This window comes from Pseudomonas sp. 8 R 14 (assembly GCF_900005955.1).
Taxonomy (GTDB): domain Bacteria; phylum Pseudomonadota; class Gammaproteobacteria; order Pseudomonadales; family Pseudomonadaceae; genus Aquipseudomonas; species Aquipseudomonas marginalis.
Genome location: NZ_CVTH01000021.1, coordinates 101644 through 125987, shown reverse-complemented (window position 1 = coordinate 125987; position 24344 = coordinate 101644). Strand labels below are relative to the sequence as shown.

General features: G+C 59.5%; 26 protein-coding genes and 1 tRNA gene. 21 read left to right on the top strand and 6 right to left on the bottom strand.

Going from position 1 to position 24344, the window contains the following annotated elements:
• Window positions 1–87 precede the first annotated feature (87 nt).
• From BFQ01_RS02015 to BFQ01_RS01970, 10 genes are read left to right on the top strand one after another with little or no spacing between them, the layout of a single operon-like run.
• Window positions 88–1053 (top strand): YbgA family protein, encoded by a 966-nt coding sequence (locus BFQ01_RS02015; protein WP_065924059.1) that lies wholly within the window; start codon window positions 88–90, stop codon window positions 1051–1053.
• Between the two features lie 15 nt (window positions 1054–1068).
• Window positions 1069–1998, top strand: coding sequence for a MerR family transcriptional regulator (locus BFQ01_RS02010; RefSeq protein WP_065924058.1), 930 nt, complete (start codon window positions 1069–1071; stop codon window positions 1996–1998).
• On the top strand, window positions 1999–3441 hold the full coding sequence (gene phrB, locus BFQ01_RS02005) for a deoxyribodipyrimidine photo-lyase (protein WP_065924057.1): 1443 nt from the start codon (window positions 1999–2001) through the stop codon (window positions 3439–3441).
• Window positions 3434–3856, top strand: coding sequence for a nuclear transport factor 2 family protein (locus BFQ01_RS02000; RefSeq protein ID WP_065924056.1), 423 nt, complete (start codon window positions 3434–3436; stop codon window positions 3854–3856). Before phrB ends, BFQ01_RS02000 begins: the two co-directional genes overlap by 8 nt.
• Window positions 3853–4635 carry an SDR family NAD(P)-dependent oxidoreductase gene (locus BFQ01_RS01995; protein WP_065924055.1) on the top strand — a complete coding sequence of 261 codons (783 nt, stop codon included), beginning with the start codon at window positions 3853–3855 and terminating at the stop codon, window positions 4633–4635. Before BFQ01_RS02000 ends, BFQ01_RS01995 begins: the two co-directional genes overlap by 4 nt.
• Window positions 4632–5879: an NAD(P)/FAD-dependent oxidoreductase gene (locus BFQ01_RS01990; protein ID WP_065924054.1), complete on the top strand. Its 1248-nt coding sequence runs from the start codon at window positions 4632–4634 to the stop codon at window positions 5877–5879. The genes BFQ01_RS01995 and BFQ01_RS01990 overlap by 4 nt, the downstream gene beginning before the upstream one ends.
• A complete protein-coding gene (locus tag BFQ01_RS01985; RefSeq protein ID WP_065924053.1) occupies window positions 5876–6685 on the top strand; it encodes a DUF1365 domain-containing protein in 810 nt (269 codons plus the stop codon). Before BFQ01_RS01990 ends, BFQ01_RS01985 begins: the two co-directional genes overlap by 4 nt.
• Window positions 6672–7943: an SAM-dependent methyltransferase gene (locus tag BFQ01_RS01980; RefSeq protein ID WP_065924052.1), complete on the top strand. Its 1272-nt coding sequence runs from the start codon at window positions 6672–6674 to the stop codon at window positions 7941–7943. Before BFQ01_RS01985 ends, BFQ01_RS01980 begins: the two co-directional genes overlap by 14 nt.
• Window positions 7936–8424, top strand: a complete 489-nt coding sequence (locus tag BFQ01_RS01975; RefSeq protein WP_065924051.1) for a DUF2878 domain-containing protein — start codon at window positions 7936–7938, stop codon at window positions 8422–8424. The genes BFQ01_RS01980 and BFQ01_RS01975 overlap by 8 nt, the downstream gene beginning before the upstream one ends.
• 54 nt (window positions 8425–8478) lie before the next feature.
• Window positions 8479–8784: a YkgJ family cysteine cluster protein gene (locus tag BFQ01_RS01970; RefSeq protein ID WP_027606879.1), complete on the top strand. Its 306-nt coding sequence runs from the start codon at window positions 8479–8481 to the stop codon at window positions 8782–8784.
• A gap of 75 nt (window positions 8785–8859) precedes the next feature.
• Here BFQ01_RS01970 and BFQ01_RS01965 read toward each other — a convergent pair whose 3' ends face one another.
• The 6 genes from BFQ01_RS01965 to hemA all read right to left on the bottom strand — a co-directional run bounded on the left by BFQ01_RS01965 (window position 8860) and on the right by hemA (window position 14213).
• Complete coding sequence (locus BFQ01_RS01965) at window positions 8860–9378, bottom strand: acyloxyacyl hydrolase (RefSeq protein ID WP_027606880.1); 519 nt, start codon at window positions 9376–9378, stop codon at window positions 8860–8862.
• A 102-nt stretch (window positions 9379–9480) separates the two neighbouring features.
• On the bottom strand, window positions 9481–10275 hold the full coding sequence (gene murI, locus BFQ01_RS01960) for a glutamate racemase (protein ID WP_065924050.1): 795 nt from the start codon (window positions 10273–10275) through the stop codon (window positions 9481–9483).
• Window positions 10268–11023 (bottom strand): molybdopterin-synthase adenylyltransferase MoeB, encoded by a 756-nt coding sequence (locus tag BFQ01_RS01955; protein ID WP_065924049.1) that lies wholly within the window; start codon window positions 11021–11023, stop codon window positions 10268–10270. Before BFQ01_RS01955 ends, murI begins: the two co-directional genes overlap by 8 nt.
• The gene (gene prmC, locus BFQ01_RS01950) at window positions 11017–11847 is read right to left on the bottom strand and encodes a peptide chain release factor N(5)-glutamine methyltransferase (RefSeq protein ID WP_065924048.1); all 831 of its coding nucleotides are present in this window, start codon (window positions 11845–11847) and stop codon (window positions 11017–11019) included. The genes BFQ01_RS01955 and prmC overlap by 7 nt, the downstream gene beginning before the upstream one ends.
• Window positions 11848–12930, bottom strand: coding sequence for a peptide chain release factor 1 (gene prfA / locus BFQ01_RS01945; RefSeq protein ID WP_027606884.1), 1083 nt, complete (start codon window positions 12928–12930; stop codon window positions 11848–11850).
• The gene (gene hemA, locus BFQ01_RS01940; RefSeq protein ID WP_027606885.1) at window positions 12927–14213 is read right to left on the bottom strand and encodes a glutamyl-tRNA reductase; all 1287 of its coding nucleotides are present in this window, start codon (window positions 14211–14213) and stop codon (window positions 12927–12929) included. Before hemA ends, prfA begins: the two co-directional genes overlap by 4 nt.
• Before the next feature lie 274 nt (window positions 14214–14487).
• On the opposite strand from hemA, the gene BFQ01_RS01935 reads away from it, so the two are divergent.
• The 11 genes from BFQ01_RS01935 (at window position 14488) to BFQ01_RS01890 (ending at window position 24268) form a co-directional block, all read left to right on the top strand.
• Entirely contained in the window at window positions 14488–16212 is a 1725-nt protein-coding gene (locus BFQ01_RS01935) for a tetratricopeptide repeat protein (protein WP_065924047.1), read from the top strand.
• A gap of 4 nt (window positions 16213–16216) precedes the next feature.
• Window positions 16217–16834: a lipoprotein insertase outer membrane protein LolB gene (lolB, locus tag BFQ01_RS01930; RefSeq protein WP_027606887.1), complete on the top strand. Its 618-nt coding sequence runs from the start codon at window positions 16217–16219 to the stop codon at window positions 16832–16834.
• Window positions 16835–16883: 49 nt separating this feature from the next.
• Complete coding sequence (gene ispE, locus BFQ01_RS01925) at window positions 16884–17687, top strand: 4-(cytidine 5'-diphospho)-2-C-methyl-D-erythritol kinase (protein WP_205885421.1); 804 nt, start codon at window positions 16884–16886, stop codon at window positions 17685–17687.
• A 37-nt stretch (window positions 17688–17724) separates the two neighbouring features.
• Window positions 17725–17799 (top strand) — tRNA-Gln (locus BFQ01_RS01920).
• 46 nt (window positions 17800–17845) lie between these two features.
• Window positions 17846–18787, top strand: a complete 942-nt coding sequence (locus tag BFQ01_RS01915; protein ID WP_003171603.1) for a ribose-phosphate pyrophosphokinase — start codon at window positions 17846–17848, stop codon at window positions 18785–18787.
• A gap of 138 nt (window positions 18788–18925) precedes the next feature.
• Window positions 18926–19525 (top strand): 50S ribosomal protein L25/general stress protein Ctc, encoded by a 600-nt coding sequence (locus tag BFQ01_RS01910; protein WP_027606889.1) that lies wholly within the window; start codon window positions 18926–18928, stop codon window positions 19523–19525.
• Between the two features lie 167 nt (window positions 19526–19692).
• Window positions 19693–20277 (top strand): aminoacyl-tRNA hydrolase, encoded by a 585-nt coding sequence (gene pth, locus BFQ01_RS01905; RefSeq protein WP_010213318.1) that lies wholly within the window; start codon window positions 19693–19695, stop codon window positions 20275–20277.
• 22 nt (window positions 20278–20299) lie between these two features.
• The gene (gene ychF / locus BFQ01_RS01900) at window positions 20300–21400 is read left to right on the top strand and encodes a redox-regulated ATPase YchF (RefSeq protein WP_065924046.1); all 1101 of its coding nucleotides are present in this window, start codon (window positions 20300–20302) and stop codon (window positions 21398–21400) included.
• 214 nt (window positions 21401–21614) lie between these two features.
• Window positions 21615–22802 carry a tyrosine-type recombinase/integrase gene (locus BFQ01_RS01895; protein WP_065924045.1) on the top strand — a complete coding sequence of 396 codons (1188 nt, stop codon included), beginning with the start codon at window positions 21615–21617 and terminating at the stop codon, window positions 22800–22802.
• A complete protein-coding gene (locus BFQ01_RS32100; protein WP_141691237.1) occupies window positions 22789–23652 on the top strand; it encodes a hypothetical protein in 864 nt (287 codons plus the stop codon). Before BFQ01_RS01895 ends, BFQ01_RS32100 begins: the two co-directional genes overlap by 14 nt.
• Window positions 23653–23689: 37 nt before the next feature.
• Window positions 23690–24268 (top strand): hypothetical protein, encoded by a 579-nt coding sequence (locus tag BFQ01_RS01890; RefSeq protein WP_141691236.1) that lies wholly within the window; start codon window positions 23690–23692, stop codon window positions 24266–24268.
• The last annotated feature ends 76 nt before the right edge of the window (window positions 24269–24344 follow it).

The window sequence follows — 24344 nt, the reverse complement described above, 5'->3', positions numbered from 1 at the left end:
TATTTGACTTGTACATCATCAAACCTATGATGAGATTTAGTTGTACAGATTTCAGATCTTGTACAGGAATCTTGCAGAGGTTTGGCCATGCCCAGCACACCGTCCATCAAGCCGAAGATTGGCATCAGCGCCTGCCTGCTGGGCGAAAACGTGCGTTTCAATGGCGGTCACAAGCAATCCCAGCTATGCAGCGAGGTCCTCGCCGAGTACTTCGACTTTGTGCCGCTGTGCCCGGAAGTGGCGATCGGCCTGGGTATCCCCCGTGAAACCATTCGCCTGGTGGGCGATGCCGAACAGCCCCAGGCCGTCGGCACCGTACACCACGAGCTGAATGTCACCGCGCCGCTGGACGCATACGGCCGCAAAATGGCCGCCGAACACACTGACCTGTGCGGCTACATCTTCATGCAGAAGTCGCCGTCCTGCGGCCTGGAACGCGTCAAGGTCTACCGTGAAAACGGAGCGCCGGTGGAGGGCGGCGGGCGTGGCATCTACGCCCAGGCGTTCTGCGCGCGCCACCCGAACCTGCCTGTGGAAGAAGACGGCCGCCTGAATGACCCGGTACTGCGGGAAAACTTCCTGACCCGCGTCTTCGTCTACGCCAGTTGGCAGCAACTGCTGGCCGAGGGCCTGACCCGCCACCGCCTGCTGGCGTTTCACGCGCGCTACAAGTATTTGCTGATGGCCCACAGCCTGATGCACTACAAGAGCCTGGGCCACCGCCTCGGCAGCATGGCCAGGGACGTCAACCTCGACGAGGTGGCCGCCTGCTATTTCAGCGACTTGATGACCGGCCTGAAAAAGTGCGCCACCCGCGGCACCCACACCAACGTGCTGCAACACATCAGCGGCTACCTCAAGCAGGCCATCAGCGCCGATGACAAACAGGAAATGCAGACGGTCATCAGCCAGTATCACCAGGGCATCGTGCCGCTCGTGGTGCCGTTGACCCTGCTCAAGCATCACTTTCGCCAACACCCGGACCGCTACATCGCGCAGCAGGCCTACTTGCAGCCGCACCCGGAAAATCTCAGCCTGCGTAATGCGATCTAAACCATGAAAAGCGTCATGACCGCTATCTTGCAAGACGAACCCGGCGCAGACATCGCCCAAGCCCTCGAAGACGGCTGGCTGCCGATTCGTGAAGTGGCGCGCCAGACCGGCGTCAACGCCGTGACCCTGCGCGCCTGGGAACGCCGTTATGGCCTGATCGTGCCCCAGCGCACCCCCAAGGGCCATCGGCTGTTCAATGCCGAGCATGTACAACGCATCCACACCATCCTCACCTGGCTCAATCGCGGCGTGCCGGTCAGCCAGGTAAAAGGCCTGATCGATTCCGCCCAGGCCCTTCCCGATGCCGTAGAGAACGAATGGCAAGCCTTGCGCCAGAACCTGGTGCAGGCCGTCAGCGAACTGGCCGAACGCCGGGTGGACGATGTGTTTAACCAGGCCATGGCGCTGTACCCGCCGCGCACCCTGTGCGAGCAATTGCTGCTGCCGCTGCTGCAGGAGCTGGAACAGCGCTGGCAAGGCCAGTTTGGCGCTCAGATGGAGCGGGTGTTTTTCCTGTCCTGGCTGCGCAGCAAGTTTGGTGCACGCATCTACCACAACAACCGGCAGTTGCACGGCGCGCCGTTGCTGCTGGTCAACCACTCCGACCTGCCCCTGGAGCCGCACCTGTGGCTCAGCGCCTGGCTGGCCAGCAGCGCCGATTGCCCGGTGGAAGTCTTCGACTGGCCGTTGCCCACCGGCGAGTTGGCCCTTGCGGCGGAACACCTGCAACCGCGCGCCGTGCTCCTGTACTCGAGCAAGGCCCTGCAATTGCCGGCATTGACCAAGCTGCTGGCTGGCGTCAATTGCGCAAAACTGCTCGTCGGACCCACGGTCTGCATCCACCAGGCCGAGCTGGCCGTATTAACCCAAGACATTGCGCAATTGTTCGTGGCCGAAGACCCGTTGTCGGCCCATCAGCTCCTGATCCAGCGTGGACTTATCTAAATGCACTTGATCTGGCTGCGCACCGACTTGCGCCTTCACGACAACACCGCCCTGGCCGCGGCCTGCCAGCGAGGCCCGGTGGCGGCCGTGTACCTGGTCACGCCCGAGCAATGGCTGGCCCATGACGATGCCCCCTGCAAAGTGGATTTCTGGCTGCGCAACCTGCAGCACTTGAGCCAGGCCCTGGGCACCCTGAACATTCCCTTGCTGATCCGCCACGCTGCTACCTGGGATCAGGTTCCCGCCGTGTTAAGTGAACTGTGCCGGGAACTGGCCGTAGAGTCGGTGCACGTCAACGAGGAATACGGCATCCATGAAAGCCGTCGCGATGCAGCTGTCGCTGAGGCGCTGGAAGCCGGCGGCGTGACGTTCCACAGCTACCTGGACCAACTGCTTTTCCAACCGGGCAGCGTGCTGACCAAGACCGGTACCTACTTCCAGGTGTTCAGCCAGTTCCGCAAGGTCTGCTACGCGCGCCTGCACAGCGCCCTGCCGCGTCGGGTCGCAACGCCCAAGGCCCAAGCCGTGCTCACGCTCAAGAGCGATCCGATTCCCGAACAGGTCGACGGCTTCGAACCGCCCAGCGACACCTTGCGCGCCCTCTGGCCCGCCGGCGAAGACGAAGCCCGTCGCCGCCTCGACGCCTTTGCCGACCAGCAGATCAGCTACTACAAAGACGAACGGGATTTTCCGGCCAAGCCCGGCACCAGCCAGCTCTCCGCCTACCTGGCCGCCGGCGTGGTTTCGCCGCGCCAATGCCTGCACGCCGCCCTGCAAACCAACCAGGGCGAGTTCGAAAGCGGCGACATCGGCGCCATCACCTGGATCAACGAGCTGCTATGGCGTGAGTTCTACAAGCACATTCTGGTCGGCTACCCACGGGTCTCCCGTCATCGCGCTTTCCGTCCCGAGACCGAAGCCCTGGCCTGGCGCGATGCGCCCGAGGACCTCGCCGCCTGGCAACAGGCGCGCACCGGCCTGCCGATCATCGATGCCGCCATGCGCCAGTTGCTGGAAACCGGCTGGATGCATAACCGCCTGCGCATGGTGGTGGCGATGTTCCTGACCAAGAACCTGTTGATCGACTGGCGCGAAGGCGAGCGCTTCTTCATGCGCCACCTGATCGACGGCGACCTGGCCGCCAACAACGGCGGCTGGCAATGGAGTTCATCCACCGGCACCGATTCGGCGCCGTATTTCCGGATTTTCAGCCCGCTGAGCCAGTCGGAAAAATTCGACAGCGAAGGCGTGTTTATCAAGCACTGGCTGCCGGAGCTGGCCACGCTGAACAAGAAGGAAGTGCACAACCCGCAGGCGCTCGGCGGCCTGTTTGGCGTGGCGGATTACCCGCGCTCGATTGTCGACCTGAAAAAATCCCGCGAACGCGCCCTCGCAGCCTTTCGCAACCTGCCTTCACGCCAGGAGGTCGCCGAACATGAGTGACTTCCTGCGCCGCTTCGCCCAGGCCTTTGCCTCGCTGGACAAGCACAACCTGCAACTGCTCGACAGCCTCTACAGCCAGGACATCGCGTTCACCGACCCGCTGCATGAAGTCCATGGACTGACTGCGCTGCACACGTATTTCGCCGAGCTGTACAGCAACGTCAGCCAGCTGCGCTTCGACTTCCATGGTTTCGACCAGGTGGCCGAAGGCGAAGGTTACCTGCGCTGGAACATGAGTTTCTGCCACCCGCGCCTGGGCAAAGGCAAGATCATCCGCGTGGAGGGCTGCTCGCATTTGATGTGGCGTGACAAGGTGTACCGCCACCGCGATTACTTCGACGCCGGCGCCCTGTTGTACGAACACCTTCCCGTGTTGGGTGGGGTCGTCAGTTGGTTGAAAAGGAGAGTGGGATGAACGCACTGCCGCCCCGTCGTTATTGGCTGACCGGTGCCAGCAGTGGCATCGGCGCCGCGCTGGCCGTGGAGCTGCTCAACAGCGGCGCCCACGTGGCCCTCAGTTCACGCACCAAAGGCCCGCTGGAAGCGCTCGCCCAACGGTACCCCGGCCAGGTGCTCGTGGTGGCCGGCGACCTGACCAACAGCCAGACCGTGCGCGAGATCGGTGAACACATCGGCGCGGCCTGGGGTTCGGTCGACAGCGTGATCCTCAACGCCGGCACCTGTGAATATGTCGACGCCAGGCAATTCGATGCCTCGATTATCGAACACGTGGTGCGCACCAATCTGCTGGCGAGCAGTTACTGCATTGAAGCGGCGCTGCCGTTGTTGCGCGCCGGGCGCACACCACACCTGGTGGGCGTCGCCAGCGCCGTGACCTACCTGCCGATGCCACGGGCCGAAGCGTATGGCGCGTCCAAGGCCGGGCTGCGCTACCTGTTCGAATCCCTGCGCATCAGCCTGTCGCCCGAAAACATTGATGTCACGGTGATCAGCCCGGGCTTCGTCGACACCCCACTCACCGAGCGCAATGACTTCCCGATGCCCCTGAGCTGGCCAGCCGACAAGGCCGCGCGGCATATCTTCGCCAAGCTGGAAAAACGCCCGCTGGAGATCGCCTTCCCCGCACTGTTTATCGCCACGCTGTGGCCGCTGTCGAAACTGCCGAACCGCGCGCAATTGATCATCGGCAAACGCATGTTGCGCAGCCCGCCACCGAAAAAGGACGACCTGTGAAGATCGCCATTATCGGCAGCGGCATCGCCGGGCTGACCAGCGCCTACCTGCTCAGCCGCCGTCACGACATCACGCTGTTCGAGGCGGGCGACCGTATCGGCGGGCATACCCACACGGTCAACGTCACCGTCGAGGGCAAACCCTATGCCGTGGACACCGGCTTTATCGTGTTCAACGACTGGACCTACCCCAACTTCATCCGCTTGCTGGGGCAGATCGGCGTGACCTTCAAACCCACCGAGATGAGCTTTTCGGTGTGCGACCAGGGCAGCGGCTTCGAGTACAACGGCAACAACCTCAACAGCCTGTTTGCCCAGCGCCGCAATATCCTCTCGCCAGGCTTCTGGGGCATGCTGCGTGACATCCTGCGCTTCAATCGCCAGGCCCCGCTGGACCTGCAAGAACAGCGCATCAGCGCCGAGATGACCTTGGGTGACTACCTCGAGGCTGGGGGTTACGGGCCGCGATTTATACGGCATTACATCGTACCGATGGGCGCGGCGATCTGGTCGATGTCCCTGGCGGACATGCTGAACTTTCCGCTGCAGTTCTTTGTGCGCTTCTTCAAGAACCACGGCTTGCTCTCGGTGAACAACCGTCCACAGTGGTGCGTGATCGAGGGCGGTTCCAGTCGTTATATCGAACCGCTGACCCGCAGCTTTCGTGAACACGTGCGCCTCAACTGCCCCGTGCACTTGGTCGAGCGTGACGCTGAGGGGGTGATTATCCACAGCGCCGCCGGCACCGAAGCTTTCGACAAGGTGGTGTTCGCCTGCCACAGCGACCAGGCACTCGCTTTGCTCGGCGACCCGAGCCAGGCCGAGCAGGAGATCCTCGGCGCCCTGCCCTACGCCGACAATGACGTGGTGCTGCACACCGACACGCGCCTGCTGCCCGACCGCGAACTCGCCTGGGCCAGCTGGAACTACCGGCTGAGCGGCGACGTGCAGACCCAGGCCGCTGTCACCTATGACATGAACATCCTGCAAGGCATCGACAGCGCCACCACCTTTTGCGTCAGCCTCAACCAGACGTCGATGATCAACCCGCTGAAGATCCTCGCGCGCTATACCTACGCCCACCCGCAATACAGCCTGGCCGCCGTAGCCGCACAAGCGCGTTGGGAGGAGCTGAACGGCACCCGCCATACCTGGTACTGCGGCGCCTATTGGGCCAACGGCTTCCATGAAGACGGCGTCGTCAGCGCCCTGCGCGTAGCCGAAGCCTTCGGGGAAAGCCTGTGAACAGCGCCCTGTACAGCGGCTGGATCGCCCATCGGCGGTTTGCACCCAAGGCCCATGCCTTTCGCTACCGCATCGGCCTGCTGTACCTGGACTTAAGCGAACAAGACCAAGTGCTCGGGCTGTCGCCCCTGGCCGGCGCAAGCCGCCTGGCGCCCTTCGGTTTTCGCCAGCAGGACTACCTGCGTGAATTCACGCGCCACGGCATGAGCTTGACCGATGCTGTGCGCCAGGAAGTCGGCAAGGCCCTGGGGCATACACCCCTGGGCGTTATCTGCCTGCTGACCCAGGCCCGCAGTTGGGGCCTGGCTTTTAACCCGGTGAGTTTCTTCTACTGCTTCGAGGCCGATGGGCAACTGGCCGCGATCCTGTGCGAAGTGACCAACACCCCATGGCGCGAACGCTATCACTACGTGCTGCCGGCCCAGGCCCTCAGCGCGGATCAGCACCAACACTTCGCCGTGGCCAAGGCGTTTCACGTGTCGCCGTTTTTGCCGCGCGACCTGGAATACCGCATGAGCTTCAGCCCGCCCGCCGCCAGGCTCGGCGTGCACATGGCCGATTGGCAGGGCGAGGTGAAAGTCTTCGACGCCACCTTGAGCCTGCACAGGGAAACGCTGAACCGCGCCAGCCTGCACCGTTACCTGTGGCGCTATCCGTGGATGACCGCCAAGACCTGCCTGGCCATCTATTGGCAGGCCCTGCGCCTGTTGCTCAAGCGCACACCGATTTTTTCCCATCAGGCCGCCGACGGCGCCTCTCGCACAGCTGTCGGGTACACCAAGGATCGCCGCCATGAAATCCCCTAGCTTATCGGTCAAGACCCACCGCCTGAACGTCAACGGCATGACCAGTGCGCTGCTGCGCAAGGGCGTGCTGCGCCAACTCAGCCAACTGCGCTATGGCCAGTTGGTGGTGATCGAGGACGGCGAGCGCCAGGTATTCGGCGCACGGGAAGCGCACCTGCTGGGGGAAATCCAGATTGTCGATTCGGCGGTCTGGGGCCTGGTGGCGGCCAACGGTTCCGTCGGTGCGGGCGAGGCCTTTATCCACGGCTATTGGACCAGCCCGGACCTGACGGCGGTGGTGCGGGTTATGGTGAGTAACCTGGATGTGCTCGACGCGATGGAGGGTGGCCTGGCGAGATTGGCACGGCCGTTCACCCAAGGCCTGCACTGGCTCAACCGCAACACGCGCAAGGGCTCGCAAAAAAACATCGCCGCCCACTACGACCTCGGCAATGAGCTGTTCGCGGAATTCCTCGACCCGACCATGATGTATTCGGCCGCGCAGTTCCTGACGCCCGACGACAGCCTGGAACAGGCGCAACTGAACAAACTGCAACGCATCTGCCAGAAGCTCGCACTCAAACCCACCGATCATCTGCTGGAAATCGGCACCGGCTGGGGCAGCATGGCGCTGTATGCGGCGCAGCAGTACGGCTGCAAGGTCACCACCACGACCTTGTCCAAAGAGCAGTTCGCCTACACCGAAAAACGCATCGCAGCCCTGGGCTTGCAAGACCAGGTCACGTTATTGCTGCAGGACTACCGCGACCTGACCGGCGAGTACGACAAATTGGTGTCCATCGAGATGATCGAAGCGGTGGGCCATCGCTTCCTGCCGACCTACTTCAAGCAGTGCGCGCACCTGCTCAAGCGTGATGGCCTGATGTTGCTGCAAGCCATCACCATCCGTGAGCAACGCTTCGAGCAGGCGAAAAACAGCGTCGACTTTATCCAGCGCTATATCTTCCCCGGCGGTGCCCTGCCCAGCGTGCAGAACATGCTGCACATCGTCAGCCGCGACACCGATATGAACCTGCTGCACATGGAGGACTTCGGCCTGCACTACGCGCGAACCCTGCGCCTGTGGCACGAGAACTTTCGCCACGCCCACGGCCGCCTGACGGAGCTGGGCTACGACGAATATTTCCTGCGGTTGTGGGAGTTCTACCTGTGCTACTGCGAGGGCGGCTTTATGGAGCGCACCATTGGCACCGCGCAATTGCTATTGGCCAAACCGTCGGCCATCAACCCTCCGTTGCTCGGGCGCTTCAGTGCTTAAACCACTGGCCAATGCCGTGCTGTTCCAGTGCGGGTGGTTTGCCTGCGTACTCGGTGGCGATAGCCCTTGGTTGCTGGTGGGGCTGGCGGTGCTGGTTATCCATCTGTTGTGGATAAGTAAAGGGGCTGGGGACGCGACGCTGATCATAAGCGTGACGCTGGCCGGCACGCTATTGGACACGGTGTTGCGCGCTTTGGGCGTGTTCAAGTTCAACGAGCCGGGACCGTTGATTCCGTTCTGGCTGATGTTGTTGTGGGCCCTGCTGGCAACCACCCTGCGCCATTGCCTGGCCTGGAGTGCACGGCCCTGGTGGCGTGCGGCGTTAATGGGTGCGCTGGGCGGACCAATGTCGTATTACGCCGGCAGCCACTTGGCGGGGGTGCAGTTCGGATTCGGCGCGGCGCCGACCCTGGTTGGGCTTGCTGTGCTCTGGGCCATGGTTTTCACCCTGTTGACAGTTGCCGCAATGCGCAAAAGTTGAAGCCGGTCGGCTTCTACTTGCAGCTTGGCGCTTAAAGCTTGAAGCTGCTGCTCTATGACCAACATCCCCCACATTCAAATCACCGAACCCGCCGTCACCTGCTCGACCTGCGCGGCCTGCTGCTGCCAGCTGGAAGTGATGCTGATCACCGACACCGGCGTGCCGGAGCGCTATATCGACACTGACGATTGGGGCGGTGAGGTGATGCTGCGCCTGGATGACGGCTGGTGCGCGGCGCTGGATCGGGACACGATGATGTGCACGATTTACGAACGTCGGCCGCTGATCTGCCGGGAGTTCGAGATGGGCGCACCGGAGTGCCTGACCGAACGCGAAGGCATCGCCACGGCCTACCGCTGATCTGAAGACTGATGACGATCAAAAAGTGTGGGAGGGCTTGCCCCCGCCCACACTGTCTTGCAGCGTTCCTGGGAATTACAGCGGCATGGTGTAGTGCAGCGAGTAGCTTTCTACACCATCGTTATTGCTGCTGATCCCGGCATTGGAGTAGTGCGTGGCGCGAATGCCGACTTCATGCCCACCGGTGAAGCGCAGGCCAAAGCCCAGGCGGTCTTCGAACTGGAAAGCCTGGCCGATGTTGTTGTCTTCCAGCTTGGTACGGGAAAACACTGCCACGCCAATCCCGGCTTCTATGTAAGGCTTGACCGACTGGCCGGCGAATTCATACACAAATACCGGCGAGAACGACAGGCTGCTGGCACCTGCACGGTCATCCCCCTCCCAATAGGTATAGGCGCCGCTCCAATAGCCGGTCAGACGACCGACGTCGCTCTGCATCCAGCTTTTGTCCCAATCCGAGGTCAGGCCCAGTCGATAGGTCAACGTCGAATCGCTGGTGCTGCCCACCCCAAACTCCAGGCCTGCGGCCTGGGCCGAAACAGAGTGTCCCACCACTACGGCCGCAATCGCGGCCAAACAGAACAAGCGCTTCATAAGAAACAGTCCTTTGAAAACAAAGTTGTATGATTTTTTACAGGCCATCTCGCTATAGAAGCCGACGCACACTCAGAAGTTCAGCGACATTTCACGAAATTTTCACGACCCGAAGCTTCGCACAACTGCAGAATGTTTCCATAGTGTCGGTAGGATATTTCTTAGGTGATACACATCGCCACTGGTCCAGAACTGTGCAGGCTCAGGATCGCCGAGGGCCAGCAGGTCGCGTTCGCCCAGCAAACGCTTGAGCTGACGTGCGACGGCAGCGCCGGTGTCGATGAGGATGATGCTGGCAGGCAGCATCTGCGCCAGAAGCGGCTTGAGGAAGGGATAGTGGGTACAGCCGAGGATGATGGTGTCGCAGCCGGCGCTGAGCAGCGGGTCGATATAGCCCTGCAACAACTGACGCAGGGCCGGGCTGTCCAGATCACCGGTTTCAATCAGCTCCACCAGGCCCGGACACGGCTGGGTGATCACCCGCACATCGGTGGCAAACCGATCGAGCAACGCGGCGAATTTGGCGCTTTGCAGGGTGCCGGTAGTGGCGAGCACCCCGACCACGCCACTGCGCGTGGCCGCCGCGGCGGGTTTGACCGCGGGCTCCATGCCCACCAGGGGCCAATCGGGGTAGTCCTGGCGCAAATCCGCGACGGCCGCCACGGTTGCGGTGTTGCAGGCAATCACAAAAGCCTTGGCGCCCTGCTCGCGGAAAAACCCGGCGACAGACCGGGAGCGCTCAAGAATGAACGCGGGGGTTTTCTCGCCGTAGGGGATATGTCCGCAATCGGCCACGTACAACAGGGACTCATGGGGCAGCAATTGCTGAATCTCGTCCAGCACCGACAAGCCGCCGACACCGGAATCGAACACACCGATTGGCGCGTCCTTACCCATGTTGCGTCCCGCAGACACTGCAAGCGGGATCACGCTTGACCCGCAATTCGCGAAAACGTGTGGTCAACGCATCGATCAGCAGCAAGCGTCCCACCAACGGCTCGCCGAAACCCGCCAGCAGTTTCAGGGCCTCCAGGGCTTGCAGGCTACCGACCAGGCCCACCAGTGGGCCGACCACACCCGCTTCGCTGCAGGTCAGTTCAGTGTCGCTGCCGTGCCCGTATAAACAGTGATAGCACGGGCTTTCGGCACGACGTGGATCGAACACCGACAGTTGCCCTTCAAGCCGAATCGCCGCGCCGCTGATCAATGGCCTGGACGCCGCCACGCAGGCGGCATTGACGGCCTCGCGGGTGGAGAAGTTGTCGCTGCAATCGAGCACTACGTCCACACCCGCCACCGCCGCCGCCAAGGTATCGGCATCCAGCGCGATGGGGTGGGCGACCAATGTGATTTCGGGGTTGAGGGCGCTCAGGCGGCGCATGGCCGAATTGACCTTGGCCTGCCCGACGCTGTCGGTGTCATGGATGATCTGGCGTTGCAGGTTGGTGAGGTCGACGGTGTCGAAATCCGCCAGGTGCAATTCACCGACACCCGCGGCAGCCAGGTACATCGCCACCGGGGCACCCAGGCCACCGAGGCCGACGATCAACGCACGGCCGTTTTTCAGGCGCAATTGGCCGTCGATGTCGACATGCTGCAACAGAATCTGTCGGCTGTAGCGCAACAGCTCCTGATCGGTCAGCACGGCCAGCGTCCCAGGGAGATGCGTTCGTGACCGCCAAGGTCGATGCGGCTGTGCACCTGCTCGAAGCCTTGGCTCAGCAACAGGTCGCGCACCGCGCCAGCCTGGTCGTAACCGTGCTCCAGCAGCAGCCAACCCGCGACGTTCAGGTGGGCCGGGGCCTGGGCGATGATCAACCGCAGGTCGTCCAGGCCATCATGGCCCGCCACCAGGGCGCTGGCCGGCTCGAAACGCACATCGCCCGCCACCAGGTGCGGATCGTTGGCGGCGATGTAGGGCGGGTTGCTGATGATCAGGTCGTAGGCGTGGCCTGCCAGGGCGCTGAACCAATGGCTGTTGAGCACCGTGGCGTTATGGAGGTGCAGGCGCTGGCGATTGCGTTCAGCCAGCGCCACGGCTTCCAGCACGCGGTCGACGGCCGTGACGTGCCAGGCCGGACGCTCGCTGGCCAGGGCCAGGGCGATGGCGCCGCTGCCAGTACCGAGATCGAGGACCTTGACCGGTGTGGCCGGTAACAATTCCAGGGCCGCTTCCACCAGCAGCTCGGTGTCCGGACGCGGGATCAGCGTGTGGGGTGCAACCTCCAGGTCCAGCTTCCAGAAACCTTGCTGGCCGAGGATATAGGCCACCGGCTCACCGGCGCGGCGGCGTTGCAGGTAGCCAGCAAAAGCCAGGGCGTGTTCGCTGCTGACGATTTTTTCCGGCCAGGTGTGCAGGTAGCTGCGGGACTTGCCCAAGGCCGCCGCCAGCAATAACTCGGCATCCAGGCGCGCCGTGGGCGAGTCGGGCAGGTCGGCGGCGCGCAACAGGCTGGCGATAATGGTCATTTATTCACCTATCGCCGCCAGCTGATCGGCCTGGTATTCGGCGAGCAATGGCTCGATCACCGCATCCACGCCACCCGCGAGAATCTCGTCCAGGGAGTAAAGGGTGAGGTTGACCCGGTGGTCGGTGACCCGGCCCTGGGCAAAGTTGTAGGTACGGATGCGCTCGGAGCGGTCGCCCGAGCCCACCAGCAATTTGCGCTCGCTGGCAATCGCGTTGGCGGCGGCGCTGGTCTGCTGGTCATTGAGCTTGGCCGAGAGCCAGGACATGGCCCGTGCACGGTTCTTGTGCTGGGAACGTTCTTCCTGGCACTCCACCACGATGCCCGACGGCAAGTGAGTGATACGAATCGCCGAGTCCGTCTTGTTGACGTGCTGGCCACCGGCGCCCGACGAGCGGTAGGTGTCGACCCGCAGGTCGGCCGGGTTGATCTCGATGGCTTCCTGCTCGTCCGGCTCGGGCAACACGGCCACCGTGCAGGCCGAGGTGTGGATGCGACCTTGGGATTCCGTCGCGGGAACCCGCTGCACACGGTGGGCACCGGACTCGAACTTCAGCTTGCCATAGACGTTGTCGCCTTCGACCCGCGCGATGACTTCTTTATAGCCGCCATGCTCACCTTCGTTCTCGGACAGGATCTCGACCCGCCAACCGCGACGCTCGGCATAACGTGAATACATGCGGAACAGGTCGCCGGAGAAAATCGCCGCTTCATCACCGCCGGTGCCGGCACGGATTTCAAGGAACACATTGCGCCCGTCGTTGGGGTCCTTGGGCAGCAGCATGCGCTGCAGGTCACCTTCCAGCTCGGCCAACTTTTCCTTGGCCTCGCGGACTTCTTCCACGGCCATTTCACGCATGTCCGGGTCGCTGTCCTTGAGCAGCGCCTGGGCGCCTTCGAGGTCGGCCTGCACTTTGGTGAGATTTTTGTACGTGGCCACAATGGGCTCAACTTCGGCGTATTCCTTGGAATAGGCGCGGAACTTGGTTTGATCGGAAATGACTTCGCCGTCGCCGAGCAAGGCGGTCAGTTCTTCGAAACGGTCCTGGAGCACGTCCAGTTTATTGAGCAGTGACGCTTTCATTGCGATTTTTTATCCGAAGAGCTGGGCGCGCCCTCACCGAGGGCAAAGAGTTCCTGGGCCATGGCCAGCGCATCGAGGCGGCCTTCGGCAGTCAGTTTTTTCAATTGTACGCTGGGCGCATGCAGCAACTTGTTGGTCAGGCCGCGGGCCAGTTGCATCAGCACCTCCTCGGCGCTGCTGCCGTTGGCGAGCAGGCGCTGGGCCTTGATCAACTCTTCATCACGCAGGCGTTCGCCCTGCTGACGATACGCCTTGAGCACATCCACCGCCGCCAGCTCACGCAGGCGCACCATGAACTCTTCGGCGCCGACGCTGACCATCTCTTCAGCCGCCTGGGCAGCGCCCTGGCGACTCTTGAGGTTTTCGGCGACCACTTCATGGAGATCGTCGACGCTGTAGAGGTAAACGTCGTCCAACTCGCCGACTTCGGGCTCGATATCCCGGGGAACGGCAATGTCGACCATGAAGATCGGCTTGTGCTTGCGCAGTTTCAGCGCGCTTTCCACCGCGCCCTTGCCGAGGATCGGCAGTTGGCTGGCGGTGGAGCTAATGACGATATCGCTGCGCACCAGTTCGGCGGGGATGTCCGACAGCAGCACCGCATGGGCGCCGAACTGTTCGGCGAGGATGCTGGCGCGCTCCAGGGTACGGTTGGCGACCACGATGCGCTTTACGCCCAGGTCATGCAGGTGGCGGGCAACCAGGGTGATGGTCTCGCCGGCGCCGATCAACAGCGCCTGGCTACGCTGAAGGTCGCTGAAAATCTGCTTGGCCAGGCTGACGGCGGCAAACGCCACGGACACCGGGTTTTCACCGATGGCGGTGTCGGTGCGCACCTGCTTGGCGGAATTGAAGGTGGCCTGGAACAGACGGCCCAGCAGCGGACCGACGGTGCCGGCCTCGCGCGCCACGGCATAGGCGGATTTCATCTGGCCCAGGATCTGCGGCTCGCCCAACACCAGCGAATCGAGACCGGATGCCACGCGCATCATGTGACGAACTGCCGCATCGTCTTCGTGCACATAGGCGCTCGCGCGCAGGTCGTCGAGGCTCAAATGGTGATAATCGGCCAGCCAGCGCAGTACCACATCCGCCGAGAGATGTTCCTGCTCTATATAAAGCTCACTGCGATTGCAGGTCGAAAGGATCGCAGCTTCGCGGCTGTCGGTGAGACGGCAGAGCTGCTGCAAGGCCTCAACCAACTGCTCTGGCGTAAACGCCACGCGCTCGCGCACGTCTACGGAAGCAGTCTTGTGGTTAATACCGAGTGCGAGGAAGGCCATTCAATATCGCTGATGATGTCGGGAAGCCGACAATTGTCCTACTTCGAAAGATTCAGAACAACCACCGTCGTCTATTGTCCTAGTAGCTTATGCCTATAAAAAGGCCATCTGCAGGTGCAAGCCTGCTCGCGATGGTCGTGAACCATGACGCGGCCTCCTGAGAAAACGCGTTGTCCTCAGGCTTTTCGCGAGCAAGCTCGCTCCTACACGGTTATGTTTGGCCGAAGGCTTGTGTCATGATGATCCGACCGCAGGTTAGTCGTCCTCTTCCTATATGAATAGATCTTCCGCGTTGCTCCTTGCTTTTGTCTTCCTCAGCGGCTGCCAGGCCATGGCCCCCGTGTCGCCGGACGGTACACCGCCGGTGGAAGACAGCACACCCGCCCCTGAAAAGCCCAAGGTTTATTCCTCGTTCAGTGAAGAAACGGTGTTCAGCCTGCTCAGTGCGGAACTGGCCGGCCAGCGCAATCGCTTCGATATTGCGCTGGATAACTACGTGACCCAGGCCATCAACACCCAGGATCCGGGAATTTCCGAGCGGGCGTTCCGCATTGCCGAGTACCTCGGGGCCGATCAGGCCGCGCTGGATACTTCGCTGATCTGGGCAAAGAACGCGCCGGACGATCTGGAAGCCCAGCGGGCAGCCGCCATTCAATTGGCGCGGGCCGGGCGCTATGACGACTCCATGGTCTATATGGAGAAAGTCCTGCAAGGCAAGGGCGACACCCATTTCGACTTCCTTGCGCTGTCGGCTGCCGACACCGACCAGGACACCCGCAATGGCCTGATGAAGAGTTTCGACCGCCTGCTGCAAAAACACCCGAAGAACAGCCAACTGATATTCGGCAAGGCCCTGCTGCTGCAACAGGATGATGAAGCCGAAGCCGCACTGAAGCTGCTGGAACAGAACCCGCCGGAAGACGGCGAGATCGCGCCGATTCTGCTGCGCGCGCGCCTGCTGCAGAACCTCAACCGCGGCAAGGAAGCAATTCCGCTGCTGGAAAAAAGCATCAAGAAATACCCGGACGACAAGCGCCTGCGCCTGACTTACGCACGCACCCTGGTAGAGCAGGACCGTATGGAGGACGCCAAAGTGCAGTTCGCCAACCTGCTCCAGCAATACCCGGATGACGATGAACTGCGTTACTCCCTGGCGCTGGTGTGCCTGGAAGCCAAGGCCTGGGACGAGGCCAAGGGTTACCTGGAAGAGCTGATCGAGCGCGAAAGTCATGTTGACTCGGCGCACCTGAACCTGGGCCGCATCGCTGAAGAGCGCAGCGACCCGCAGGCCGCCCTGCTCGAATACGCACAGGTCGGCCCAGGCAACGACTACCTGCCGGCCCAACTGCGCCAGGCCGACATCCTGATGAGCAACGGGCGTACCGATGAGGCAGAAAAACGCCTGGCCGCTGCACGGGATGCCGAACCGGACTACGGGATCCAGCTTTACCTGATCCAGGCCGAGACCTTGTCAGCCAATAATCAGGGCGATCGCGCCTGGAAGGTGCTGCAACAGGCCTTGCTGCAATTCCCCGACGATTTGAACCTGCTGTATACCCGCGCCATGCAGGCGGAAAAACGCAATGACCTGGCGCAGATGGAAAAAGACCTGCGCCTGATCATCAAGCGCGACCCGGACAACGCCATGGCCCTGAATGCCCTGGGCTACACCTTGTCCGACCGCACCACGCGCTACGACGAAGCCAAGGCGTTGATCGAACAGGCGCACAAGCTCAACCCGGAAGACCCGGCCGTACTCGACAGCCTGGGCTGGGTGAACTATCGCCTGGGTAACCTCGACGAAGCCGAACGCTTGCTGCGCCAGGCCCTGGAGCGCTTCCCCGACCAGGAAGTCGCTGCACACCTGGGCGAGGTGCTGTGGGCCAATGGCAAGCAGCGCGAAGCCCGCCAGATCTGGGAAAAATTCCTCAAGGAACAACCAGAAAGCCCCATCCTGCGCGGCACCATCAAGCGCCTGACCGGATCCGAGACCCTTTAAGCTTATGTTCTTGCGCCACGTTATCGTTTTCAGCTTCATCGCCCTGCTCGCCGGTTGCGCGGGCTTCGGTGCCCGCGAATCCGTTGAGGGCCAGGGCAACCCGGCGCAATGGAAGCAGCACAAGGATCAGCTCGGCAGCATCGACGGCTGGCAGATCGAAGGCAAAGTCGGGGTTCGCGCACCGAAAGATTCCGGCAGCGGCACCTTGTTCTGGCTGCAACGCCAGGATTACTACGACATTCGCTTGTCCGGTCCCCTGGGGCGCGGCGCCGCGCGCCTGACCGGCCGCCCGGGACAAGTCAGCCTCGAAGTCGCCAACCAGGGTCGCTACGAGGCCACCTCGCCCGAAGCGCTGCTGGAAGAGCAGATTGGCTGGAAACTGCCTGTCTCGCACCTGGTGTGGTGGGTCCGCGGCTTGCCCGCGCCGGACAGCAAGAGCCGCCTGAGCCTCAACGGTGACAGCCGCCTGGCCACCCTGGAACAGGATGGCTGGCAGGTCGAGTACCTCAGCTACGTGGAACAGGGCGGTTATTGGCTGCCAGAGCGCATCAAGCTGCATGGCACCGACCTTGACGTCACGCTGGTGATCAAGGACTGGCAACCGCGCAAGCTGGGGCAATAACGTGGCCGTACAAAAACTGACCCTGCCCTCTCCTGCCAAACTCAATCTGATGCTGCACATTCTCGGTCGCCGTGAAGACGGCTACCACGAGCTGCAGACACTGTTTCAATTTCTCGACTACGGCGATGAGCTCACCTTCGCCCTGCGCGACGATGGCGTGATCCAGCTGCACACTGAATTCGAAGGCGTGCCCCACGACAGCAACCTGATCGTGAGGGCCGCGAAAAAACTCCAGGAGCAGTCCGGCTGTTCCCAGGGCATCGATATATGGATCGATAAAATTCTGCCCATGGGTGGCGGAATCGGTGGTGGCAGCTCGAATGCAGCGACCACACTGCTGGGTCTGAACCATTTGTGGCAACTGGGCTGGGACCATGATCGCCTGGCTGCGCTGGGCCTCACGCTGGGCGCCGACGTCCCGGTTTTCGTGCGTGGACACGCCGCTTTTGCTGAGGGCGTGGGGGAAAAACTCACCCCGGAATACCCCGAAGAGCCGTGGTATGTCGTGCTTGTCCCGCAAGTATCTGTAAGTACAGCAGAAATTTTTTCAGATCCGCTGTTGACACGTAACTCTCCTCCCATTAAAGTGCGCCCCGTTCCCAAGGGAAACAGTCGAAATGACTGCTTACCGGTTGTAGCAAGGCGTTATCCAGAGGTACGTAACGCTTTGAATTTGTTAGGTAAATTTACCGAAGCAAAATTAACCGGAACTGGAAGTTGTGTGTTTGGGGGCTTCCCAAGCAAAGCTGAAGCTGATAAAGTCTCGGCCCTTCTTACAGAGACCCTTACAGGGTTTGTAGCAAAAGGAAGCAACGTTTCGATGTTGCATCGCAAGCTGCAAAGTCTGCTCTAAAAGGAATCGAGTACTGGGTACTCGTTGCAACAGATACAGGGGCGTCGCCAAGCGGTAAGGCAGCAGGTTTTGATCCTGCCATGCGTTGGTTCGAATCCAGCCGCCCCTGCCATTTTCTAATACTCATCCAGGTTACCCTCAGCCTCTAGGTACTGCGCGTGTCCAAGATGATGGTCTTTACGGGGAACGCCAACCCCGATCTGGCTCGACGTGTCGTACGTCAGCTGCATATCCCTCTCGGTGACATCTCTGTCGGTAAATTCTCCGACGGCGAAATTACAGCCGAGATCAATGAAAACGTCCGCGGTAAAGACGTCTTCATTATCCAGCCGACCTGCGCTCCGACCAACGATAACCTGATGGAACTCGTCGTGATGGCTGATGCCTTCCGCCGCTCCTCAGCGACTCGAATCACAGCTGTAATCCCTTACTTTGGTTATGCCCGCCAGGATCGCCGTCCGCGTTCCGCACGTGTGGCTATCAGCGCGAAAGTCGTTGCTGACATGCTGACCGTGGTAGGTATCGACCGTGTGCTCACGGTTGACCTGCACGCTGACCAAATCCAGGGGTTCTTCGATATTCCGGTAGATAACATCTACGGCTCCCCCGTCTTGGTGGATGACATCGAAGACCAGCGCTTTGAAAACCTGATGATCGTGTCCCCGGACATTGGTGGCGTCGTGCGTGCACGAGCTGTTGCCAAATCCCTGGGCGTGGACCTCGGGATCATCGACAAACGCCGCGAGAAAGCCAATCACTCTGAAGTGATGCACATCATCGGTGATGTCGAAGGGCGTACCTGTATTCTGGTTGATGACATGGTCGACACCGCCGGCACCCTGTGCCACGCGGCCAAAGCCTTGAAAGAGCACGGTGCAGCTAAAGTCTTCGCCTACTGCACACACCCTGTGCTGTCGGGCCGAGCGATCGAGAACATCGAGAACTCTGTGCTGGACGAACTGGTGGTGACTAACACCATCCCGTTGTCCGCCGCTGCTCAAGCCTGTGCGCGTATCCGTCAACTGGATATCGCACCGGTCGTTGCCGAAGCGGTTCGCCGCATCAGCAATGAAGAATCGATCAGCGCGATGTTCCGCTAAGGGTCAAACCTTCGGAACACCTCACTGACGAAAAGCGCCCCGCCCCAGCATACTGTTGGGGCGGGGCTTTTTTGCCCATATCGCCTTTAGCGCTGGTCGCAAACGCTGGGGCGAATGTGGTTATTTTGGAGATACAACATGAACGATTTTACTCTGAATGCTGAAGTGCGTTCCGACCTGGGGAAAGGTGCGAGCCGCCGCCTGCGTCGTCTCGCAAGCCTGGTTCCAGCTGTAGTTTACGGTGGCGACAAAGCCCCTGAATCCATCAGCATGCTGGCTAAAGAAGTTGCCAAACTGCTCGAAAACGATGCGGCCTACAGCCACGTTATCGAACTGAACGTTGGCGGCAAAAAGCAAAACGTCATCATCAAAGCCCTGCAACGTCACCCATCCAAGGGTCACGTTCTGCACGCTGACTTCGTACGCGTCGTAGCCGGCCAGAAACTGACCGCTATCGTGCCTGTGCACTTTGTTGGTGAAGAAGCTCCGGTCAAGAAAGGCGGCGAGATCTCTCACGTCCTGAACGAAATCGAAGTGACTTGCCTGCCGAAAGATCTGCCTGAGTTCATCGAAGTCGACCTGTCGGCTCTGGAAATCGGCGCAATCATCCACCTGTCCGACCTCAAGGCTCCTAAAGGCGTTGAGTTTGTCGCACTGGCTCACGGTGATGACAAAGCTGTTGCAAACGTACACGCTCCACGCGTTGCTCCAGAAGCTGAAGAAGGCGCTGCAGAGTAATTCACTCTGTATTGCCGGAGCTTGAGGAAACATCGCGGACCGAAACGTAGCGAGAAAGCGGGCGATAACGCGGCGTTTACTCTTGAGTAAATGATCTCTTGTCGTCCACTTTCGCCGCACGCGGGTGTAGCGATGTTATCCACAACTCCAAAGGAAGGGCCCCTGTCGTGACTGCCATTAAACTGATCGTTGGCCTGGGAAATCCAGGCGCCGAATACGAACAGACCCGGCATAACGCGGGGGCCCTTTTTGTTGAGCGCATCGCCCACGCCCAAGGTGTAAACCTGGTGGCCGATCGCAAATATTTTGGCCTGACCGGACGCTTCTCACATCAGGGTCAGGATGTTCGTCTGTTGATTCCCACCACCTACATGAACCGCAGCGGCCAGGCTGTAGCGGCGCTTGCGGGCTTCTTCAGGATCAAACCCGAAGAAATCCTGGTGGCCCATGACGAACTGGACCTGCCACCCGGCGTTGCCAAGCTCAAGCTCGGCGGCGGGCACGGCGGGCACAATGGCCTGCGCGACATCATCGCGCAGTTGGGCAATCAGAATAATTTTTACCGCCTGCGGCTCGGCATTGGCCACCCAGGCGTCGCCAGTATGGTTTCAAATTTCGTCCTGGGTCGTGCGCCACGCGCCGAACAGGAAAAACTCGATGCCAGCATCGACTTTGCCCTCGGCGTGCTGCCGGATATCTTCGCCGGTGAATGGAACCGCGCGATGAAAAACCTGCACAGCCAGAAGGCCTGACTTTTTTCCGAGGGGAAACACCATGGGATTCAATTGCGGCATCGTCGGCCTGCCCAACGTCGGCAAATCCACCTTGTTCAACGCTTTGACCAAGTCCGGTATTGCGGCGGAGAACTTCCCCTTCTGCACCATCGAACCCAACAGCGGCATCGTGCCGATGCCCGATCCGCGCCTGGAAGCACTGGCGGCCATCGTCAATCCCAAGCGCATCCTGCCGACCACCATGGAGTTCGTCGACATCGCAGGCCTGGTAGCCGGCGCGTCGAAAGGTGAAGGCCTGGGCAACAAGTTCCTGGCCAACATCCGTGAAACCGATGCCATCGCCCACGTGGTCCGCTGCTTTGAAGACGAGAACGTGATTCACGTCTCCAACAGCGTCGACCCGAAACGCGACATCGAGATCATCGACCTGGAACTGATCTTCGCCGACCTCGACAGCTGCGAGAAGCAACTGCAGAAAGTCGCGCGCAACGCCAAAGGCGGCGACAAGGACGCAGTGGTCCAGAAAGGCCTGCTGGAACAGTTGATCGCGCACTTCACCCTGGGCAAGCCGGCACGCAGCCTGATGAAGACCATGGGCGCTGACGAGAAGGCCGTGGTCAAGGGTTTCCACCTACTGACCACCAAGCCTGTGATGTACATCGCCAACGTCGCTGAAGACGGCTTCGAGAACAACCCTCTGCTCGACGTGGTCAAGGCCATCGCCGACGAAGAAGGCGCCATCGTGGTGCCGGTGTGCAACAAGATTGAAGCGGAAATCGCCGAGCTGGATGACGGCGAAGAAAAAGACATGTTCCTTGAGGCCCTGGGCCTGGAAGAGCCTGGCCTGAACCGTGTGATCCGCGCCGGCTACGAAATGCTCAACCTGCAGACCTACTTCACCGCCGGTGTCGAAGAAGTCCGCGCCTGGACCGTAAAAGTCGGCGCCACTGCGCCACAGGCTGCCGGTGTGATCCACACCGACTTTGAAAAAGGCTTTATCCGCGCGGAAGTGATCGCCTACAACGACTTTATCCAGTTCAAGGGTGAGGCCGGTGCCAAGGAAGCGGGTAAATGGCGTTTGGAAGGTAAGGAATACATTGTTAAAGATGGCGATGTGATGCACTTCCGCTTTAACGTGTAAATTGTAGATAACATTGCAGGTAATTGCATAAGCTTGCTTAGCGGCGTGCAAATCGCCAAGAAAGCCCCATTTTATGGGGCTTTCGCGTTTCTATGAGTTGCACGTGATTGCACCGGCATGCAGAAAAAAAGCGACTACACCGGTGTATATGATTCTTGGACAGGCCGTTTTTAGGTGTATACGATAAATGCATCCTGTAAAACTGAGTCATACCATGCTCACCGACGCTCACTGCCGGGCTGCAAAACCCAAAGACAAGCTGTACCGCATCAACGACGCTAGAGGCCTGTACCTAGAGGTAAAGCCTAATGGGGTTCGGGCTTGGCGATACCGCTTTAAGCTCTGCGGCAAAGCCTCTTGGTTCGCCCTTGGCGATTATCCCGACCTCTCGCTAGCCAATGCTCGAGAGAAGTGCGACGAAGCGCGCAAGCTAGTCAGACAGGGCATCAACCCAGTACAGAACAGGCAGCTCACGAAAATCAAACGTGAGATTGATGCTTCCAATACCTTTGAGATGATCGCCCAAGAGTGGCTCGCCCTGAAGGGTTGGGAACCAGTGACGAAGTCTCGGAGATTAGCGATGCTGAAGAGAGTTGTTTTCCCTTCGATTGGAAAGCTTCCGGTTCGTACCATTACATCGGCACATGTACTCGAGATTCTGAACAAAACACTGAAGCGCGGTGCCCCATCTGTGGCTGCAGAAGCAAAACGCACAATGTCAGGGGTCTTCGAGCTAGCAGTAGCTACTCTCAGAGCCGATAGCGATCCCGTATGGCCTGTTAGAAAGGCATTGCCACCAAACAAAACCCAACACAAAGCGGCACTTTCGTCGGCCCAGGTAGGCAATCTGCTTAACGCTTTTGAGTCCCACGGCGGGCAATTCCAGACGCAGATGGCATTCAGATTAATGTGGTTGACGCTGACTAGAGCCAATGAAAGCGTTCAGGCGAAGTGGGATGAGTTCGACCTAGCCAATGGGCTGTGGAAAATTCCTAAAGAGCGCATGAAGGCACGTCGCGAGCATTTGCTCCCCCTGCCCCGCCAGGCAATCTCAGTGCTAACAACTATGCAGCCCATCACCGGTCAAGGCACCTATGTTTTCCCTAACCGAGATGATCGCCATCAGCCGATGTCTGATGCGGCATTCCGCCAAGCTCTGAAAAAACTTGGTTGGGCAACGATATATAGCCCCCATGGGACTCGTACTACAGGAAGCACACGGCTTAACGAAATGGGTTACAGACCAGACGCGATTGAGGCGCAGCTCGCTCATGCAGAGCCCAACTCAGTTCGTCGGGCTTATAATCACGCCACCTACATGGATGAACGGGCAGAAATGATGCAGCAGTGGGCAGACAAACTGGACCTATGGAAAACGGAGGCCTCGAATGCTTCGATGTGACGATAAAGGCAGGGAAACTTTTCGCAGCTTACTAGTTGAAAGCATCTTGAACCATACGTCTTTGGATCACCTATCCACAGCGGAAAAAACAACATTGATCGCTTTTTTCTCGCAGAAGCGCTCCCCCCTCCCCATCCAGCGCCCCTGCGACGTTCAAGCCCGCCTAAGAGCACTCAAAAAAGCGGCATCGGATGCTAGACGCCTCACAAATTCACTCAGACTCCTAAACACACAGGATCTGGTTTTACACAGCCATGAGGCAACTGATAGTGCAAATATCAGTGAAACAATAAGCAGCCTTACTAAAACCGCACTTGAGCTAGATACACGAATCAAGCAATTACCCGAGGACTCTCTATCCCCGACTAGATCAAATCAAATTTTACGTGCGCTGTATGCATTTCCTTTGCTAGCTGCTTTAGATTCCTACGGAATACCGGTGAATACGCGTAATGATTTCGTATCTATATCCGCCCTGGTTGAGTGCAAAACAGAAGACACATTCTTGCCAGATGTCGATGGAAACGCCACAGCTGCTATGAGATGCGTGATGCTCGCGCTTCATTCGTCAGGCACCCAAAACATTGACTGGAGCCTTGCAGCCTCCTTGATCAAAGTCGCTAAACCAATGAGAGATGAATCGATAGTAAACAATGCAAAATGCGCTGAGATAAAAAATTCGATGACACCATATGTAAACCAGCTTAACTACGCAATATCTCTCACCGTAGACTCGTTTGAGACTCACGCAGAACATGAGCTATCTGCGGTTCAAGAAGGCTGGTTCGAGAATGTAGGCCAGCTGCCCGACTTTACCCCAACAATTCTTCACAAAGCATCGCTGCATTGATGAAGTAAGTCCCTCCGCATCGGAACTGAGCTACGCAATGAAATTGTGCTGTGCATGTAGAGAAGAAATAAATAATAAAGCCACCAGATGCAAACATTGCTCTGCCGCTCAAGGATGGCGGCGCTTCATCGGCAGCCCACTAATGCTAGCTGGCTTTGCACTAACACTCGTTTCTATTTGGGCAGCAGAGCCAGTTAAACGGTTGTTAGACCCTCAAAAGGCAGTAATACAAATATCGATTACGGGGGGTGACCACCTGCACGCCAATTTCATGATTAGCAACAACGGCTCTAGGCCAGCAACTTTAGAAAAAATACAAATAAGAAGCAAGACCAAATTCGGCTATTCGACATGGTACTTACACAGCGACATGGATGAAAAACTGCTCGAGACTGGAAAAACATACATTATCAATGCTTCTAACGGAAGCTTGATTCCAGGGATAATTGAACACGAAAGAAAGCAAATACTCAGGTCAAATTTTGGCTTTGAGGATAACTGTGAGTTGCTGGTTAACTATATTGAAACAAACGGAACCAAAGTTATCCTCTCGTACCCATTCATGTGTGACCCAGTGAATCTGGACACTAACGATTTTCATCCAGGGAAAAAATAACGGCGCCCCTTTAGGGCCTCTTCATTGAACGCTCGGTGGCATTGATACTCGAGGAGCTTCAAAAAAACATCGAACG